This is a genomic window from Chloroflexota bacterium, assembly GCA_009840355.1.
Taxonomy (GTDB): Bacteria; Chloroflexota; Dehalococcoidia; order Lucifugimonadales; family JADFKI01; genus Bin90.
The window spans coordinates 37,108-54,464 of sequence record VXNZ01000037.1; the positions used below are offsets into that span (position 1 = coordinate 37,108).

At 59.3% G+C, this 17,357-nt stretch carries 21 protein-coding genes; 7 read left to right on the forward strand and 14 right to left on the reverse strand.

From position 1 onward, the window contains the following. Positions 1-4 precede the first annotated feature (4 nt). From rnhA to F4X57_10465, 9 genes are all read right to left on the reverse strand, one after another. Positions 5-478, reverse strand: a complete 474-nt coding sequence (gene rnhA / locus F4X57_10425; GenBank protein ID MYC07565.1) for a ribonuclease HI — start codon at positions 476-478, stop codon at positions 5-7. 20 nt (positions 479-498) lie between these two features. Beyond that, positions 499-1,557, reverse strand: coding sequence for a GTP 3',8-cyclase MoaA (gene moaA, locus F4X57_10430; protein ID MYC07566.1), 1,059 nt, complete (start codon positions 1,555-1,557; stop codon positions 499-501). 51 nt (positions 1,558-1,608) lie between these two features. After that, positions 1,609-2,196 carry an RdgB/HAM1 family non-canonical purine NTP pyrophosphatase gene (rdgB, locus tag F4X57_10435; GenBank protein ID MYC07567.1) on the reverse strand — a complete coding sequence of 196 codons (588 nt, stop codon included), beginning with the start codon at positions 2,194-2,196 and terminating at the stop codon, positions 1,609-1,611. After that, the gene (locus F4X57_10440) at positions 2,193-2,939 is read right to left on the reverse strand and encodes a DNA alkylation repair protein (protein ID MYC07568.1); all 747 of its coding nucleotides are present in this window, start codon (positions 2,937-2,939) and stop codon (positions 2,193-2,195) included. Before F4X57_10440 ends, rdgB begins: the two co-directional genes overlap by 4 nt. A 4-nt stretch (positions 2,940-2,943) precedes the next feature. Beyond that, the gene (locus tag F4X57_10445; GenBank protein ID MYC07569.1) at positions 2,944-3,966 is read right to left on the reverse strand and encodes a fructose-bisphosphate aldolase class I; all 1,023 of its coding nucleotides are present in this window, start codon (positions 3,964-3,966) and stop codon (positions 2,944-2,946) included. A gap of 316 nt (positions 3,967-4,282) precedes the next feature. Then, positions 4,283-4,603 (reverse strand): redoxin domain-containing protein, encoded by a 321-nt coding sequence (locus tag F4X57_10450; GenBank protein ID MYC07570.1) that lies wholly within the window; start codon positions 4,601-4,603, stop codon positions 4,283-4,285. Positions 4,604-4,606: 3 nt separating this feature from the next. Further along, complete coding sequence (locus F4X57_10455) at positions 4,607-4,777, reverse strand: redoxin domain-containing protein (protein ID MYC07571.1); 171 nt, start codon at positions 4,775-4,777, stop codon at positions 4,607-4,609. 53 nt (positions 4,778-4,830) lie between these two features. Then, positions 4,831-5,985 (reverse strand): LLM class flavin-dependent oxidoreductase, encoded by a 1,155-nt coding sequence (locus tag F4X57_10460; GenBank protein ID MYC07572.1) that lies wholly within the window; start codon positions 5,983-5,985, stop codon positions 4,831-4,833. A 50-nt stretch (positions 5,986-6,035) separates the two neighbouring features. After that, a complete protein-coding gene (locus F4X57_10465; GenBank protein MYC07573.1) occupies positions 6,036-6,656 on the reverse strand; it encodes an aminoacyl-tRNA hydrolase in 621 nt (206 codons plus the stop codon). Between the two features lie 209 nt (positions 6,657-6,865). On the opposite strand from F4X57_10465, the gene F4X57_10470 reads away from it, so the two are divergent. From F4X57_10470 to F4X57_10500, 7 genes are read left to right on the forward strand one after another with little or no spacing between them, the layout of a single operon-like run. Continuing rightward, the gene (locus tag F4X57_10470) at positions 6,866-7,564 is read left to right on the forward strand and encodes a precorrin-8X methylmutase (GenBank protein MYC07574.1); all 699 of its coding nucleotides are present in this window, start codon (positions 6,866-6,868) and stop codon (positions 7,562-7,564) included. Further along, positions 7,561-8,448 carry a sirohydrochlorin chelatase gene (locus F4X57_10475; GenBank protein MYC07575.1) on the forward strand — a complete coding sequence of 296 codons (888 nt, stop codon included), beginning with the start codon at positions 7,561-7,563 and terminating at the stop codon, positions 8,446-8,448. Before F4X57_10470 ends, F4X57_10475 begins: the two co-directional genes overlap by 4 nt. Positions 8,449-8,462: 14 nt before the next feature. Continuing rightward, positions 8,463-9,749 carry a cobalt-precorrin-5B (C(1))-methyltransferase gene (locus F4X57_10480; GenBank protein ID MYC07576.1) on the forward strand — a complete coding sequence of 429 codons (1,287 nt, stop codon included), beginning with the start codon at positions 8,463-8,465 and terminating at the stop codon, positions 9,747-9,749. After that, positions 9,742-10,404, forward strand: a complete 663-nt coding sequence (gene cbiT, locus F4X57_10485) for a precorrin-6Y C5,15-methyltransferase (decarboxylating) subunit CbiT (protein ID MYC07577.1) — start codon at positions 9,742-9,744, stop codon at positions 10,402-10,404. The genes F4X57_10480 and cbiT overlap by 8 nt, the downstream gene beginning before the upstream one ends. 18 nt (positions 10,405-10,422) lie before the next feature. Next, a complete protein-coding gene (gene cobI / locus F4X57_10490; GenBank protein MYC07578.1) occupies positions 10,423-11,166 on the forward strand; it encodes a precorrin-2 C(20)-methyltransferase in 744 nt (247 codons plus the stop codon). 5 nt (positions 11,167-11,171) lie between these two features. Then, positions 11,172-12,020, forward strand: coding sequence for a precorrin-4 C(11)-methyltransferase (gene cobM / locus F4X57_10495; GenBank protein MYC07579.1), 849 nt, complete (start codon positions 11,172-11,174; stop codon positions 12,018-12,020). Next, a complete protein-coding gene (locus tag F4X57_10500) occupies positions 12,013-13,095 on the forward strand; it encodes a cobalamin biosynthesis protein CbiG (GenBank protein MYC07580.1) in 1,083 nt (360 codons plus the stop codon). Before cobM ends, F4X57_10500 begins: the two co-directional genes overlap by 8 nt. A gap of 92 nt (positions 13,096-13,187) precedes the next feature. Here the strand turns inward: F4X57_10500 and F4X57_10505 are convergent, their stop codons facing one another. The 5 genes from F4X57_10505 to F4X57_10525 all read right to left on the reverse strand — a co-directional run bounded on the left by F4X57_10505 (position 13,188) and on the right by F4X57_10525 (position 17,259). Beyond that, positions 13,188-13,499: a hypothetical protein gene (locus F4X57_10505; protein ID MYC07581.1), complete on the reverse strand. Its 312-nt coding sequence runs from the start codon at positions 13,497-13,499 to the stop codon at positions 13,188-13,190. 1 nt (position 13,500) lies between these two features. After that, entirely contained in the window at positions 13,501-14,361 is an 861-nt protein-coding gene (locus tag F4X57_10510) for a hypothetical protein (GenBank protein MYC07582.1), read from the reverse strand. A gap of 294 nt (positions 14,362-14,655) precedes the next feature. Next, complete coding sequence (locus F4X57_10515) at positions 14,656-15,489, reverse strand: alpha/beta hydrolase (protein ID MYC07583.1); 834 nt, start codon at positions 15,487-15,489, stop codon at positions 14,656-14,658. Positions 15,490-15,640: 151 nt separating this feature from the next. Beyond that, entirely contained in the window at positions 15,641-15,835 is a 195-nt protein-coding gene (gene rpsU, locus F4X57_10520) for a 30S ribosomal protein S21 (protein MYC07584.1), read from the reverse strand. Between the two features lie 308 nt (positions 15,836-16,143). Then, complete coding sequence (locus F4X57_10525) at positions 16,144-17,259, reverse strand: hypothetical protein (protein ID MYC07585.1); 1,116 nt, start codon at positions 17,257-17,259, stop codon at positions 16,144-16,146. Positions 17,260-17,357: the final 98 nt, after the last annotated feature.

Sequence of the window (17,357 nt, forward strand, 5' to 3'; positions counted from 1 at the left end):
TGTCTTAACTCCCTGACTCGTAGCCCGTATCTATAGGCAAGACATCCCCGCGCGACGCGGCTACGGCTAGGGCATCGGCGCGCTCGTTGCCGGGGTTGCCGGCGTGCCCTTTTACCCATTGCAGGTTTACATCGTGCGTGTTCAACAAGTCCAGTAATTGCGCCCATAGGTCGGGGTTGAGCGCCCTTTCCCTCTTGTTGCGCTTCCAGCCATTCGCCTGCCAGCGTCGCGCCCAGCCCTTATTCACAGCGTCCACGATGTACTTGGAATCGCTGAATACGGTCACTTCGCAGGGACGCTTGAGCGCCTTCAATCCTTCGATGACGGCAAGCAACTCCATGCGGTTGTTTGTGGTCTTGCGAAATCCTCTGCTGAGTTCCTTGCTACTGTCGCCGTATTGCAGTACGGCGCCATAGCCGCCGGGCCCCGGATTGCCGGAGCATGCGCCGTCCGTATAGATGACAACTCTGTCTGACATAGAATCGCTGGATGTGACCACTATCCGCCGATGTGGTACATCTCGACTTTCTTGCGGAGGGTTCTGAGTTCGTCGGTCATGGAGGAGCGCTCTTCGGAGTAGCGGTCGGTGCGGACGCTCCATGTGCCACGAATGATGTTGGTGAGTTCGGCGTCATCCGCGCCATCACGCATGGGAGTTCGCAGGTCCGTGCCGTTGACGCCGAACAGGCATGTGAAGAGCGTGCCCTCGGGCGAAAGGCGCAGGCGAGTGCAATCTCCGCAGAAGGGTTGCGTTACTGAGGCAATTACGCCGATTTCGCCGCCGCCGTCCTTGTATCGGTAGCGATTGGCGACCTCGCCACGATAGTTGCGCTCTGCCGGTTCGAGCGGCATCTCGGCGTCTATGCGCGCGACAATCTCTTCTGCGGACACCACATCGTCGAGACGCCAGCCATTGAGGTTGCCCACATCCATGTACTCAATGAAGCGCATGATGTGGCCATGCTCTCGGAAGTAGCGCGCCAGGTCCACCAAGGTGTGGTCATTGACTCCCTTTTGCACTACGGCGTTAACCTTGATGGGACGGAAGCCGGCGTCCTCTGCCGCGGCGATTCCTTCCAGTACGCGCGCCACACCGAATCCGCGACCGTTCATCTCGCGGAATATCGCGTCATCCAGCGTGTCGAGGCTCACACTGAGCCGGTGCAAGCCCGCGTTGCGCAGCGCGGTCGCCTTTTGCGGCAGCAGGTAGGCGTTGGTGGTCATCGTCAGGTCGCCGATGCCATCGATGTTCGCCAGCATCGCAACGAGCTTCTCTATCTCGGCGCGCACGAGCGGTTCGCCGCCGGTCAGTCGCACCTTGACAACGCCAAGACTCACGAAGATTCGCGTCAGCCGCGCTATCTCCTCGAAACTCAGCAAGTCCGCGCGCGGCAGAAATTCGTAGCGTTCGCCGAATATCTCAGCCGGCATGCAGTATGTGCATCGAAAGTTGCATCGGTCGGTAACCGAGATCCGCAAATCGCGCAGGGGCCGCCGGAACTTGTCCAGCACGGCAATTGTCTGTGTGTCAGTATGGGTGTCAGTAATAGTGGTCATAATGACATTATACCCTACGCCCGCAAGCCCGTCTTATCCTGCGCATCCATGCTAATTCAATGCCATTGCAACCTTGCGCGCGGCAATCCCTCTGTGGCTGACGGCGTTCTTTTCGGAATCTGACAGCTCCGACATTGTGCGATTTTGCTCCAGCAGCAAGAACGCCGGGTCGTAGCCGAAGCCGTTTTCGCCGCGCGGGGTCGATATGATGACGCCCTCGCACGCGCCATCATGCAATTCGACATCGCCGTCCGGCGTGGCGATTGCTATGACACAACGGAATCTCGCTGTCCACGGCTGCGGATGCACAGCAAGATTGCTGAGCATCTTCGCTATGCGGTCGGCATCGGTCGCGCCGGGTCCTGCGTATCGCGCGGAGTGCACGCCGGGAGCGCCGCCCAGCGCGTCCACTTCCAAGCCTGAGTCGTCCGCGAGCGTGCGAATGCCGGCGAGCCGCGCGTAGGTGGTCGCCTTCAGCACGGCGTTCTTCTCCAGCGTATCACCTGTCTCGTCAACATCCAAGTCTATGCCCACATCCGTGAGCGAAAGCAGTTCTAACGGCACGTCTCGCAGCAGCTTTCGCAGTTCGGCGAGCTTGCCTTTGTTGTGTGTGGCGATTAGCAGTTTGTCCGTGGTCATCGTCGTGGGTTCTTCAATCCTGTTCTAAGTTTGTTGCGCACTTCACGCTTCACGCGGGCGGCGAGGCGGTCAGCGTGTGTGTCCAAGAACGCTTGGACGGCGGCTGCATCGTGCCACACCAGTTCGCGCAACGCCCACGACAGCGCCTTTACCACCATATCTTCATGGTCTGCGGCGAGCGTCTTGCATATCGCAAGCGTGCGTCCCGTATCGCCCGTGCCGCCGTGCGAGCGCATATTTAGCGCGACCGTGCACACGAGCGCGGCGCGGCGCCACCAAAGGTCATTGGACAGCGACCATTCGCATATCAACGCATCGCTCGCCAAGCCCTGCAGCCAAGCCGGTCCTGCCAGAGTGCGCGCGAATGCGTCAACGCTGTCCCATGTGTCAATGCCTGCGCCAATTTCATTAAGCAGCGCATCGTCAACGCTCTCGAACGCGGCTTTGTGGTTGCGGATGAGTTCATAAGCAATCCACCTCCGCCTGCCGCTCAAGTCTGTTCGCACAACATGCGTCGTACTGCCCGCTGCACCGTTTGCGCTGACATCCGCAACGGCATCCGCACGATCGTCTCGCGCCAATAGCGTGCGTGTGACATCAATGACAACCGCAGCGTCCACCGTCTTCAGCGCGCGGCTATGTTCGTGGCGAACTTTGCGCACGGCTGCGGTCGTCTTGCTTGGCAGCGCGTCTATGTCGGCGGCTATGCGGGCTGCGGCATCGGACGGGTCGAACTTGGGCATCGGGCTAGCTTCCCATGTCGGGCGTGTACTTGCCTTGCCTTGCTGCGCTGGTTAGCATCGCGCGGCGGTAGTATTCTTGCTGCGCCGCCTCCGTGTTCGCCGCGCTGCCGCCCCACGCCTGCAACGGCGCCGCCTGCAAGCCGCGTCCGTATGAGAAGCTGAGTTCCCACGGCGTGTTCATGCCGGCTGCGGCGCGGTTTATGGCGTCGAGATTTTCGGTGGCTTCGTCGTCGCTCTGCCCGCCGCTCAGGAAGACGATGCCGGGCACGGCAGCCGGCACTTCGCGCATAAGGCAGTCCAGAGTGCGCTCCGCGACTTCTTGGGCGTTCGCGCGGTCGTCGGCGTCCTTGCCGGACAGGACCATGTTCGGCTTCAGCAATGTGCCGCGCAAATCGACACGCTGCCGCGCGAGCTGGTCGTATAGTGCGTGCAGCGCGTTCAGCGTAACGTCGTGGCAGCGTTCGATGCTATGCTCGCCGTCCATCAGCGTCTCCGGCTCGACGATGGGCACAAGCCCGGCTTCTTGGCTGAGCGCGGCGAACCGCCCGAGCAGGTGCGCGTTGGCGTCGATGCAGTATTGGCTGGGGATGTTGTTGCCGATGGTGATGACCGCGCGCCACTTTGTAAAGCGCGCGCCGATTTCGTAGTACTCGGCGAGTCGGTCGCGCAAGCCGTCCAAGCCGTCGGTAATGAGTTCGCCCTCGGTGTTGGCGAGCGGATTGGTGCTGCGGTCAACCTTTATGCCGGGTATGACGCCCTGCTCTTGCAGGACGTCCACTATAGGCGTGCCGTCCGCGCCGCGCTGTCGCAGCGTTTCGTCGTACAGAATGACGCCGCTGATGTACTCGTTCGCTCCCGGCGTGCGGAACAGCATCTCGCGGTAGTCGCGGCGGCTCTGCTCGGTGGATTCGACATTGATGGAGTCGAACCGGCGCTTGATGGTGTTGGTGCTCTCGTCTGCGGCGAGAATGCCCTTGGCAGGCGCGACAAGCGCGCGTGCGGTATCGTTCAGTTCGCCAATTGTCATCGCAAATCTCCTAGCGGGTATTTGCCTCACATTTTAGCACACAGGGCACTTAAATCTATGCACAGGACAGGGGCTTTCGATGGCACTCTGAATGAAGTGAAGGGTCTAAAATCGCTGTGTGAGCAAGACAGCCCATAGTCAGCGATTTCAGATTTATCGAAGCGAGAAATAACATAGCGGAGGAACACAATAGCCGAAAGCCCTTGATGTACAGGATATGACGGGATGAGATTGGCTTTGATCTATATTGTTCATCCCGTTTATCATGCAGCCTGTCAGTTTGCATCCCGTGCCTTCTATCTTGATGAGCGTGCGGCTAGGCGTCGCGCAGCGCCTGCAATATCTCAATCGAGTGGTGGGCGTGGCTTTTTATGGCGAATTCGTTGTGGTGGGCGCTTTGGATTTTGCCAGAAGAGTCTATGACATAGGTTACGCGGGATGTGCCTAGCCCAAAGCGGCGTTGGACGTCGTAGAGGCGGCGTACTTCGCCGGTACGGTCAGACGCCAGGCTATATGGCAAGCCGAGTTCGCGTGCGAAGGCGTCGAGCGCGGCGGACGTGTCCGTGCTGATGCCTAGGACGACGGCATCGGATTGCGCGATGTTGTCGTGGCTGTCGCGGAACTCCGCGGCTTCTATGCTTCAGCCGCGTGTGCCTGCGCGCGGGAAGAAGAATATCACGACATTTTGACCGCGATGTTCGGACAAGATGAAGGTGTCGCCGGAGTCTAGTGTCAGAGTGAAGTCTGGGGCTATTGTGCCGACTTTTAACATAATTACATCATCCATCCAGTTATGCAGTCCTGTCCCCATCCCCCGCTTTCGCGAGGGCAGGCTCTTACCTTCGCCTTGAGAGGGACGGGACTCTACCTCTGTGTGCTGCCGGGGGCAAAGCGGGCGCGTTGTAGTTCTTCGGTGGTTATGGGTGGCTGCTCTAGGAGCTCGGCGTAGAGGGTGACAGGCGGATGGTAGTCTCGCAGGGCGGGTAGCACTTCTTCGCCCATCAGGCGGACGGAGCGCATCAGCTTTTCGTGCTCGATGCCGCCGAACATCATCCAATTGCTGATGTGCGTCGCTCCTGCGTCCGCGGCGCGGCGGAACTTCTCGATGACCGTCTCAGGGCTGCCGAAATACAGCCTGTCCAAGAACGCATCATCGTCTAGCTCGCCGTCGAATGGGCTTGCGTCCGCCTTGCCGTTCGTCACATCGTGGCGGTTTAAGCCGCGCTGGGCGCGAGTCTGCCAGCGCACATAGGGCAGCGCCTCGAGCGCCTCTTCGTCAGTCGGCGCGACATGCGTCATGCATTGCAGGGCGAGCGATGTGCTGCCATCTGCTGCAATTCCGAGCGGCTTTCCCGCCGCCTTGCGAGCCTGCAAATACGAGCCGAGCTGCCGTTTCACGCCATCCATGCCTAGGTTGCTCGACGATAATGGCAACATGTCGTGCTGCGCTGCGAGCTGCATGGATTCCACGCTCGTGCCGGAAATCCACAGCGGCGGGTGCGGTTTTTGCATCGGCTTGGGGAACACGGTTATCGGATTTTCGATGCGGACATACTCACCGTCGTATGTGAACGATTCGTCCGATGTCCACGCCTTCAGCAGCACCTCGAATGTCTCTTGGAACTTAGTACGCGACTCACCGAGCTCACTGCCGAAGCCTGCCATCTCGTAACCCTGATAGCCCCTGCCGATGCCGCACATAAGCCTGCCGTCGATGAGATTGTCGAGCACGGCGATCTCTTCGGCGAGGCGCAGCGGCTGCCACACGGGCAGGATAACGGACGCGGTGCCGACTTTGATGCGCCGCGTGCGCTGCCCAATGTAGAGCGCCTGCATCAGTGGCGCGGGCGAGTTGCCGTAATTCGTGAAGTGGTGCTCGGCAATGAGGCAGTAGTCGAAGCCCATCTCCTCCGAGTACTGCACCTGCTGCACGCCCTCCTCAAAGAGCGTCTTCCAATTGCGCAGCGTCGGGTTGGGCCATTCCAAAAACAAGCCGAATTTCAATTCACTGTCCTTTATCGTGGTTTGTAGTTCGTCGCTATCTTGTCAAACTGAACGCATCCTGCCCATCAGTTATACCGGCTCATCGCTTCGTCGATGCCTTCGGATAGCAGGCAGGCGATGGCGTCGGCGGCGCGGGCTACGGTTCCGTCCACGACCTCGCGTTCGTTGGCTTCCATGGTGCCTATGACATGCTCAATCTGCCCCGCGTGTCCTGCGCCTTCGGGCGGGCGACCTACACCTATGCGGAGACGCGGGAAATCTTGGGATCCTGTCGCTTCGATGATGGATTTGATGCCGTTGTGTCCGCCCGCGCTGCCCTTGCGCCGCATGCGGATCTTGCCCGGCGGCAGGTTAATGTCGTCGCACACAACCAGCAGCTTGTCCATCGGCATACTGTAGCGTGCCGTCAGATAGCGGACAGCCGCGCCGCTGCGGTTGACGAATGTACGCGGCTTGACCAGAATGACGCGCCGGCTGTCAATCTCGCCCTCGCCGATGATAGACGACCTGTGCCGCCGTTCAAGCGTGATGCCATGCTTGTTCGCCAGCGCGTCGATGCACCAGAAGCCTGCGTTGTGTCGTGTGCCGGCGTATTCGGGACCGGGGTTTCCCAAGCCGACGACGAGGGATGGTGGATGGAAGCGCTTATCTTGTTCGTCGCGTCTGGGGCGTAGTAGGTTGAGCATGTTTTATATTTTACATTATTCGCCGTGTCGCGCGTCAAAGTGGACAGGGAAATTAACATTGATGTACAGGATAGTCAGGATAGGATTGACAGGGAATAACTTATCAAATTCCCACGCTTGCCTCCGCGTTCCGTGTTTTGCGGGGGAAAGCGTGATATTATGTACGGCAGTTTCAGAGATGCGCGCTTGATGGCGATTGATGATGCACGATGGCAACGCACAACGCTTGGCGACGTGATGACCGGCGGAGCGAGTTAGATTTGACGCTGCTGCAACGATTTGGGCTTACTCCGGATGAGATTGACCGGCGCAGCCTTGAGATGGTCGAAGACGCTATGCCTCCGACGCCGCATCTGACGGTGCGCGAGCGGTATGTGCTCGGGCGCATCGTGCGCGCTGAGGGCGAGCCGCAGATTGTCGGGTCGGTACGGTTCAGCGACGGCGCCGTCGAGCGAGGCACGGCGGCAATCCGCGCCGGCGCCACCATCGTTACCGATGTGCGTATGGTTGAAGTGGGCACATCGAAAGCGCTGCTGAGACGCACCGGCAATCCGATTACCACTATGATAGACGCACCCAGCGTTGCGGAGCGCGCGAAACGGGAGGGTATCACGCGCTCCGCAGCCGCTATACGCGAGCTGATACCGCAGATTGACGGCGCGGTCGTCGCCGTGGGCAACGCTCCGACGGCGTTGCTCGCACTCCTAGACTGCGTGGACGAAGGCAAGGCTACACCGGCGCTTATAATCGGCATGCCCGTAGGCTTTGTCGCTTGCGCCGAGTCGAAAGACGAACTTGCCAAGCGCTCCGTGCCGCATATCACGATTCTGGGCAATCGCGGCGGCAGCAGCGCGGCGGCGGCGACGCTGAATGCTCTGCTATCCTTGACTATGGAAGATGCAATATGACCAGCGAGACAGGGAACGCGAGAGCCGCCGAAATGACATCTGAGAATATGAAATCCGGCAGACGGAACGGCGCATCGCCGGGCGCCGGTTGGGGCGTGGTGCTGCTTGCTCACGGCAGTCAGCGCGGCAACCACACGATAGACGGTCTGCGCGAGATGGTGCGGCGTCTGCAATCCCACCTCGGTGAAGATAACGCCAAGGTCAGGATGGCGTGCATGGAGTTCATCCAGCCGGATTTGCCCAAGGCAGTCGCGGGTTTGGTGGCAGACGGCTGCACCGACATTACCGTTATGCCATTCCTGCTTGGGCAAGGCACGCACAGCACGGAAGACCTCGCAGAAGGGATAGAACGCTCGCTGGAAGAATACCCGCACATCCGCATCAAGGCGACTGCGGTGTTCGGAGCTGACCCGGCGCTGGTGGAAATAATCAGGCAGCGTGTTCAGGCGCAAGTGGCACAGCGGAACGGCAGTGCAGGTTCGATCACAACGGGCACGACAGGCGCACCTATGGGTGTGATGCTAGTCAAAGCCGGCACACGATCGCAGGCTGAAGACCACCTGTGGCTGTACGAGATGGGGCGCATGCTCGAAGAGCAGCTCGGCGCGGGCTTTGCGGTGGCGGTGGCGCAGTCGCACTTCGGCCCGCCTACGATGGAAGAGGCGGTGGCGGACTTGGTGGAACGGCAAGGCGCGGCGTCCGTCACCTGCGTGCCGTACATCTTCTTCCCCGGGCTGATACTGACGAGGAACATCGTCGGTGGCGTGAAGACGCTGGAGCGGAAGTATCCTGGCGTTGGGTTCGCCGTTACGCCAACGCTCGGCGTGGACGATGGGCTGGTTGAGCTTACGGCACGGCGCATCCTCGACGCGGCATACGATTAGCGTGGTATAGCAAGATGGCAAGGCGAGAAAGCGATTACAGCCGCCCGACGGTGCGAAGGCGCGGCATGCGAACCGGCTATACGACGGGCGCGTGTGCCGCGGCAGCCGCGAAAGCCGCCACGCTAGCGTTGCTATCCGACGAACCCGTCAGCGAGGTTACCATCCGTCTGCCCATCGGCAAGGACGCCACATTTCAGATTGAGCGGTGCGAGATTGACAAGAACGGTTCTGCGTCCAGCGCGACCTGTTCCGTGATAAAGGATGGCGGAGACGACCCGGATGTAACATCGGGCGCGGAGATTTGCGCGAGAGTTTGGGCGGATGACACCGCAAGTCGCATTGACAGCGCAGGTGGCGAGAGTGGTGTAGGCGTCAATAGAAGTGTGAACGGTGCGAGTGGCGCTGACGGCGCTTGCGTAACACTGCTAGGCGGCGAGGGCGTGGGCACGGTTACGAAGCCGGGAACGGGCATACCTGTCGGCGATCCGTCGATAACCCGCGTGCCGCGCCGCATGATTACGCAATCCGTACAGAATGCCGCGAAGAGCATGGGCAGTGCGGACTCGTTCATTGTGGAAATATCCGTCCCAGGCGGAAGGGAAATCGCCAAGAAGACTGACAACCCGCGTTTGGGCATTGTTGACGGCATATCCATACTCGGAACTACGGGCGTGGTGCAGCCGTTCTCCACTGCCGCTTGGCGGGCGAGCGTGAATGTCGCCATCAATGTCGCGGCGGCGAACAATCTACCGCATATGGTCATCACCACCGGTACGCAGTCCGAGCTGTTCGCCAAGCGCTGGCTCGTGCTGGAAGATATGGCGTATGTGAATGTGGGCATATTCACCGGCTCGGCGCTGGAACGGTGCGTGCTGAACGGTATCCCACGCGCGACGCTGGTCGGCATGGTTGGCAAGTTCTCTAAGATTGCCATGGGTTACTTCGTTACGCATGTTGCCGGCAACAAGGTCGATCCTGCGTTCCTCGCATCGCTTGCGGCTGAGTGCGGCGCGAGCGACGATGTGCAGGCGCTGATGCGCGATGCGGCAAGCGGCAGGCACTTTCAGGAGATTGCGCTGGAACACGGCGCGATGCAGGTGTTCGACCTGATGTGCGAGCGCGTGTGCGACGAGGCGCGCCGCTACTTGAACGACAAGATGCACTCCCGCGATGCCGACCTACGCGACCGCGCGAACGACCTGATTATCGACGCGATGTGCTTCGACTTCGAGGGCGGCATCCTTGGCAAGGCGAGCACATCTGCGGCGGGCATTCCGCTCACGGCTGCGTCAGATGGCTAAGGCGCACGCTGGCAACGGCGCGAGAATTACGGGCGATAGTTCTGCAAATCGTCCGCTCGGTCTGCCGGACGAGGCATTCGCGCAGAAACGCCCTGTTCGTGGACTCATCACCAAGTCGGAAGTGCGCGCGGTGAGCTTGTACAAGCTGGGATTGAGGCGTAACAGCGTCGTGTGGGATGTTGGTGCGGGCAGCGGTTCGGTCGCGCTCGAAGCGGCGCTCATCGCGTCCGAAGGCACGGTGTACGCGGTAGAACGAGACGGCGAGTGCCTGGAAATGCTGCGGCATAATATCGCGAATCTCGGACCTTCGAATATCGTAGTGGAAGTAGGCGAGGCGCCGGATGCGCTTGGCGGGCTGCCTGCGCCGGACTGCGTGTTTGTGGGCGGCGGAGGCAGCAAGATCGCGGACATATTGGAATGCGCTGTATCTCGATTGAAAGCGGGCGGGCGTATAGTGGTTAACCTTGCGGCAATCGAGCGCGTGCAGACTGCGCGGGCTTGCCTTGTCTCGCTAGGCTTTGATGTGGAAACGACGATGATAAGCGCGTCGCGTGGCAGTGCGCTGCCCGACGGCACGACGAGGATGGCGGCGCAGAACCCGGTGTTTATCATTACGGGGATTGACACGGATGGACAGAATAAACAGGCTGGATAGGCAAGATAGATAGGCAGGATGGGCAAGGTGGATAAGATAGGCTGCTTGTATGGGGTTGGCGTGGGGCCGGGGGATCCGGAACTTCTGACATTGAAGGCGGTGCGCGTGCTGCGGGACTCGCCGGTTGTGTTCACGCCGCAGGCTGTTGGCAGCGAGGATAGCCTCGCGCTCACGGTGGCGCGACACCACATCGATGAATCGTGGCAGCGGCTGATATACGCCGAGGTCGTGATGGGCGGCACGTCGGATGATGTGTGGACGGAAGCCGCCGAGCGCATCTCGGGCTACCTGCTGGGCGGCGAGGATGTGGCGTTCCTGACGCAGGGCGACCCGCTGCTGTACGGCTCCTTTATGTATGTGATGGTGAAGGTTCAGGCGCTGTATCCGGATATCCCGATCGAGGTGGTGCCGGGCGTAACATCCATCACGGCGTCCGCGTCTCGCGCGAAGATTCCGCTCGTGTCGCATGCGGAACGGCTCGCCGTGCTGCCCGCGATGTACGGCATCGACGACCTGCGCGATGTGCTGGCGCGCAACGACACGGTGGTGCTGATGAAGGTGAACCGCAGGGCGATGGCAGCGGTGTCGCAACTGGAAGCGGACGGCGAGCTGAGCCGCTGCGTGTTCGTGCGAAGGGCAACCACGCCACGAGAGCGGGTCGAGTTCAGCCTGCAAGATATATCGCCATCGGAAACGGACTACTTCTCGATGCTGATACTCAGCAAAGCCAGCATCGATGAACAGGATGGGCAGGACGGTTAGGCAGGATGGATATTCTGGGCGAAGGCAAGGTCTTTTTTATTGGCGGCGGTCCGGGCGACCCGGAGCTGCTGACGCTGAAGGCGAAGCGCATTATCGACTCGGCGGATGTGATTATCTACGCGGATTCGCTGGTGCATCCGTCTGTGTGTGATGGCGCCAAGCACGGCGCGCGGATTATCGGCAGCAAGACGATGACGCTGGACGAAATCACCGAGACGATGATAGCGGCGGCACGTGAGGGCAAGCTCGTCGCGCGTGTGCAGAGCGGCGACCCGTCCATCTACGGCGCGGTGTTGGAACAGATGCGCCTGTTGGAATCAGCGGGGGTGGACTACGAAATAGTGCCCGGTGTCAGCGCGGCATTCGCGGCGGCGGCAGTGCTGAAGACCGAGTTCACCGTGCCGGAAGTGTCGCAGACGGTGATATTCACGCGGCTGGAGGGTCGAGTGGCAATGCCAAGCGGTGAGGAGCTGCGCGACCTCGCGGCGCACGGATGTACTCTGGTACTGTTCCTCAGCATCACTCGTATAAACAAGGTCGTCAGTGAGCTGAAGGCGGGCGGCGCATACCACGACGATACGCCGGTCGCGGTGGTCTATCGCGTAGGCTGGGAGGACGAGTTGGTCATCACCGGAACGCTGGGCGACATCGCGCCGAAGGTCAAGCGCGCGGGCATAACGCTGCAAGCGCTGGTGCTGGTAGGCGCGGCGTTCGACACGGACATACGGCAGCTCGAAGCGGCAGGCACGGCAGCGACATCTCACCTGTATTCGTCCAACTACACGCACCTATACCGCCGCGCCGTAGATTTCGCCAAAAGCGAAGCGGTGCATCATCGCGCGAGCAATGGCTGACACGGCGATAGTTGCCATATCGCGGCGCGGCGCGGCGATTGCGGCGCGGATTCGAGATGCACTAGGGGATGGCGCTGTGCTGCATGTGGCGCGGCGGTTCGCGGATGATGTTGATGGCGGCGTGGCGTTTGATTTGCCGGCGCGGCCAGTGGTGGCGCGGCTGTTTGGCGAGTGCGATCGGCTCGTGCTGATGATGCCCGTCGGCGCGGCGGTCAGGCTGCTCGCGGCGCACATCGAAGACAAGCATTCGGACTGTGCCGTCGTGTGCGTGGACGACGGCGGCCGTTTCGCGGTGAGTCTGCTGTCCGGGCATGTCGGCGGCGCGGACATCCTTGCGGAGCAAGTCGCGCGCGCGATTGACGCAACTGCGGTCATCACATCGGCGTCGCATGCGCTGAACACCATAGCCGTTGACCTGCTGGGCGCTGAGTTAGGCTGGCGCATCGAGGCGAGTTCGCTGATGGTTACGCGGGCGAGTGCGGCGGTGGTGAACGGCGAACCTGTCGGAGTTTACCAAGACTCCGGCGAGCGTGATTGGTGGGACGCGAACAGCCTGCTGCCTTCGAACATAACCGTTTGCGACACGATAGACGCGCTGGCGGCGTTTCCGAATGCGCTCGTGATAAGCGACCGCGTGGATGTGTCCGAGCAGGTCGCGGCGCAGGGACACAGGACGCTAGTCGTGTACAGGCCGCGCAGTCTTGTCGTGGGGATTGGCAGCCGGCGCGGCGTGGATTTCGCCGAAGTCGATGCGTTGCTGCGCGACACATTCTCGGCGCAAGGGCTGGCGATCGGGAGCATTCGCTGCATCGCCACCGCAGAATTAAAGCGCGATGAGACGGGTATCAACATGCTTGCCGAGCGTCTGGGCGTTCCCGTGCTGCATTACGAAGCCGACGAGCTGAACACGACGCCGGGTCCGTCGCCTGCGTCCGCATCGCAGCGATTGCTGGGCATCGTTGGCGTGGCTGAACCTGCGGCGCTGCTGGCATCCGGCGGCGAGATTATTGTGCCGAAGGTGCGATCGAAGGCGGCGACGGTTGCGGTGGCTCGTATCGTTCATAATCATATTTAGATGAAATCCGCAAGCGAGGGAAAATCGCCCGTCCCGCCGCCGTTCTTTGCAGTATTTCCATAGTTACGGCTTCACTGGCGGCACGCAGTTGCCTAAGGCTCTCGTTCAATAATGGCGACTTCTTCAGGCATGTTGTCCAGCCATGCGCGAATTTGCGCTTCATCCTCCGTGCTGATGTTGCGCCTTTGGGCGTAGGCAGACATGGCATTTTTCAAGGTTTCTTTGTCCACAGGAGTTACAGCATACGGCGGCAAAATGTCAGCGCATATGTTGTTTATCTCTTGACTGTGTGTGAACGCATATACGGCGTCTTTACCTTCGTCTGCGGGATGCAAATAGCTATAGTGGATTATCTCCACGAGTGAATGAGTAATTTCTCGGTGCGACATTTTTGCTACTCCCATATCATACCAACCTCCAGACTTTGCCTTCCCGAACGATGACGCCTTCACGTCGCAACTGAACTTGGGCATTGCGAACCTGATGCTTCCATTTTCTGCCAAATGAAACACCCCTAATTACGCGGTCAACATTGTCATCGCACCATTCGGGCATCAATTCTTGAACAAGAAGATTAATTTTAGCCGTAGGTAGTGGACCGTTCCGTTTCAGGATATACCTTACAGCATCGGCAAACTTGGCATTGGTGGACGCTTTGGGGTTGACCGCGAATTCTTCAGTGTTGGTTCGCAACTCCGCCAGGCGCTCGCTAATCTCATCAATGGCTTTGTCATATTCTGATATGGAATCACCTGTGTCATCTGAAGCCTCTTTGTATCGCCGAGCCCTACGCGCCAGGGCATCCAGTTCAACCAAGGCATCCATCGGAACTAATACACCGAATTCGCCGTATTCTCGCAAATCGTCCGACAGTTCTCTAACTTCTTGCGAATCAGTGATGGAAACGCCTAGTTCGTAGTTGCGCCATAGTCCGCCAGAAGTAAGGTTCGCAGACGTAACAATGGCGGTATGGTTGTCTGCAACATAAGCTTTGGCATGCAAATAGCGCAGATGTCGTACAGTGGTTTGGGGAATTTGCTCACACAGCCAGGATAAAGCAGCGCTGTCCACTAGTCCACCAGACAAGTTGCGTTCATCAAGATTGGTTAGTAAGTCTAATTGCACTGACTGAGGCTTACGCAATTGCCGAACTAACCGTTCAACAGGCTGACGAGTAATAAACGGAGCAGTTATGATTGCTGACTCTTGGATTGAGTCAACGAATCTGTCAAAGGTGTCTGCCCAAGGAGATTTGATTGACAGCATATCATTATCTTAATTCCAAGTACGATACCATTCGCTGCCATCTCCATTGGCATGAATATCGTATTCGATGGCGTTCCAATAAGGTGGAGAGGTCACCGTCAGAGCGATAGAGTCATTTTCTATTTCTGTCATTCGCTCACTGCTACGGCAGTAAAACATAGCGTCAGCCATTAGGCGCTCCTACATTGGACTACCGAGATATTAGCACTTATGTACTTGATACGCAAGCGAAAAAGAGTCTTTTTTGAGACAGATTTGTCTGCGAAGTTGGGGAAAGCAATTTCTGCGTTCCGCCTAGTCCACCAGGAAGCGGCGCAGTTCGGCTAGCAGGAAGTTCGGGTTGTCGGATGCTACGGGATGTCCCGAGTCCGGCACTTCGATGAATTGCAGGGACGGCTGCAATTCGCGCATTCTCGCCACGATTTCGGGGGAGAGGAAGTCGCTTTCGGCACCTTTGAGTTCCAGAATGGGACAGCGAATTTGCGCCCATTTCTCCCACAGCAGCGGCACTTCGTTCGCGCCGAAGCTGCCGTTAATCCAGAACAGGTCGGGGTCTTGCTTGGGGACATACTTACCCGCGTAGTTGAGCCGAAAGCCGTGCTGCGCGGTGGTGCGGTAGTACTCCGCGGACGGACGCGGGTTCGCCTGCATGCTGTGTTCCACATACTCGTCGATGCTGCGCCAGCCGAGCGGTCGGCGGTTCATGCCGCCAATCTGCTTCTGCGCGGACACCGTGCTCATTTCCGGACCGTAGTCTAAGCAGATTAGGTGCTTGAGGTGCGTCGGGTTGTCGCCGGCGTATGGGATGGCGTTGCGCGCGCCGAGCGATGCGCCGACATAGTCGCACGGCACGATGCCGATAGCCTCTGCGAATGCGGCGAGATCTTCGGCGAACGCGGTTACGGCGTATCCCTCGCGAGTGTGGGAAGAATCGCCGTGTCCGCGCTGGTCGAGCGCGATGACACGGAATTCGTTGCGCAACTCGCGGGCGATGTGGTCCCAGTTGTGCGCGTTGCCGCCCTGACCGTGCACCAGCAGCAGGTTACGCGGCGAGTCGCCGCCCCAGTCGAGGTAGTGGATGGTCAGTCCGTTGACATCGATATAGTGGTCGGTGGGCGTGGCGGTCATGGCGCAGTCTCCCGTGCGGGTGTGTGTGGATGAAAGTTTATAAATGGGAAGGCACAAAAGCAAACCGCCCTGTGCAAGGGGGAAACACAAGGCGGCTTTGCGAGTACATTCTCGGTATTGGCATGCAGTTGTGGTAGTCGCGGAGACGCGGCTATCGGACGCGGCGGCGGCGAATGCGGCGTAGGCTGCGCTGCTTATCGAGGCGTGTCTGCTCGCCCTTGGAGCGGAAGAAGCGCCGGTTGCGCAGCTCGCGGAGAATGCCGGAGCGCTGCATAGTAGTCTGGAAGCGCCTAAGCAGCGCCTCGGGATCTTCGCCTTCGCGTAAGGTTACATAAGCCAAGTGTATTTCCTCCGTGTGTCATTGCAGCGAGGGGATGGGCGGCGCATGCTGCGTAACAATGCGTAGCGTAACGATGCACACCAATTAGGCAAAGTATAACACAAGGGGCATGAGTTTGTCAGGGCGTGGTTGTGAGCAGGACGATTTCACAAATGCAATTTATCCTTGTCATTTCGAGCGAAGCGAGAAATCTAAAGTCGGAAACAGGTCTGCATGCAACGACTTTAGATGCCTCACTGCGTTCGGAATGACAAAAACAGCGCGGAATGACAACATTAAGGGTTTGTGAAATCGCCTCGTGAGCGATAGCGTTTTTAGGGGCTGCGATTGTTGATGGGAACGGTTAGTTTGGGAGTGGGGATTTGGGCTGCGGCGGTGTGGGACGATCGGCCGGTCGCCCCTACGAGGTTGTAGCGGGTCAGATTGCCGTCGAGTTTGTCTTGCTCGTCTTCGGGGTCGGGGTCGTTGGGACCGCAGGTGGCGAATGCCATTGCGTCTTCGGGGTTTTTGCCTTCGGTGATGTAGCGGTTGTAGGCGTTGTACTTGTCCTCGGCTTCTTGTGCTGCCTCTTCGTCGCCGGACTCGTATGCCTCGTTGAATTCGCGGAGCAGCGCGTTGCGTCCGGCTTGAATGCGGGCGTGTTCTAGGGTCGCGCCTTCGTCTGCGAAGTCGGTGGCTTGCTTGTATGCCTGCACATGCTCCCAGCTTACGGCTTCGTAGTTGAGGTCGTAGGCGCGGTGGAGCAGTTCACGCGCGGCTGCTACGCGGTGCGCGGCTGTCCAGTCACCATCGCTGCGGTCGTCTTCGGCTATGCGTATGAGGAGTTCTGCGGCTTCCGTGCCGCCGTTTGTCTTGTCTCGGACTAGCTTTGCCAAGTGTCCGTTGATGGGGGCTGCGTCGTCTAAGTCCGCTTCGGGGTCGTAGGATGCGGACCTGCGGCGTTTGGCGGACTCGCCGAATGCGCGGCGCAGGAGTTCGCTTGCTGCTGCGAGCTTGTGGTGTGGCTTTGCGGGCGGGCGGACTCCACCGTATCCGAAGCCCTGCGCTGCTTGACTGTCGTATTCTCCGTCGTCGTGGATTATGTCGCAGAGGGCTTCGACTAGGGTTTCGCCTTCGTTTGTGCGGTCTCGGATGTATCGGGCAATGGGGTAGGCTACGATGTCTCTGAGCGTGGGTGTCAGTTTAGAGTTATCAGTTATCAGTTCAGAGTTGTCGGTTGATGGTTCGTCGCCGGTTGGGTCGAAGGGTATGACTTTGCCTTCGACTTGCGCGAAGCCGTACTTAGTTAGCATACGTGCGGCGTCCAGCTTGTGGCAGGTCTTGATGGCATAGCTGTCGCTTTGCAAGGTGTCCACAAGGAACATGGCTATGGTCTCACCGTCGTTGGTGAGATTGGCTATTTTCTGTTGTAGGGCTGTTTGGATGCACATGGGAGTGAGTTATCAGTTATCAGTTATCAGTTTTCAGTTCCCCACATTGCTTACCGGGGGCTGACAGGGCTTGAGTGTTTGAAATCATATGTTCTGAT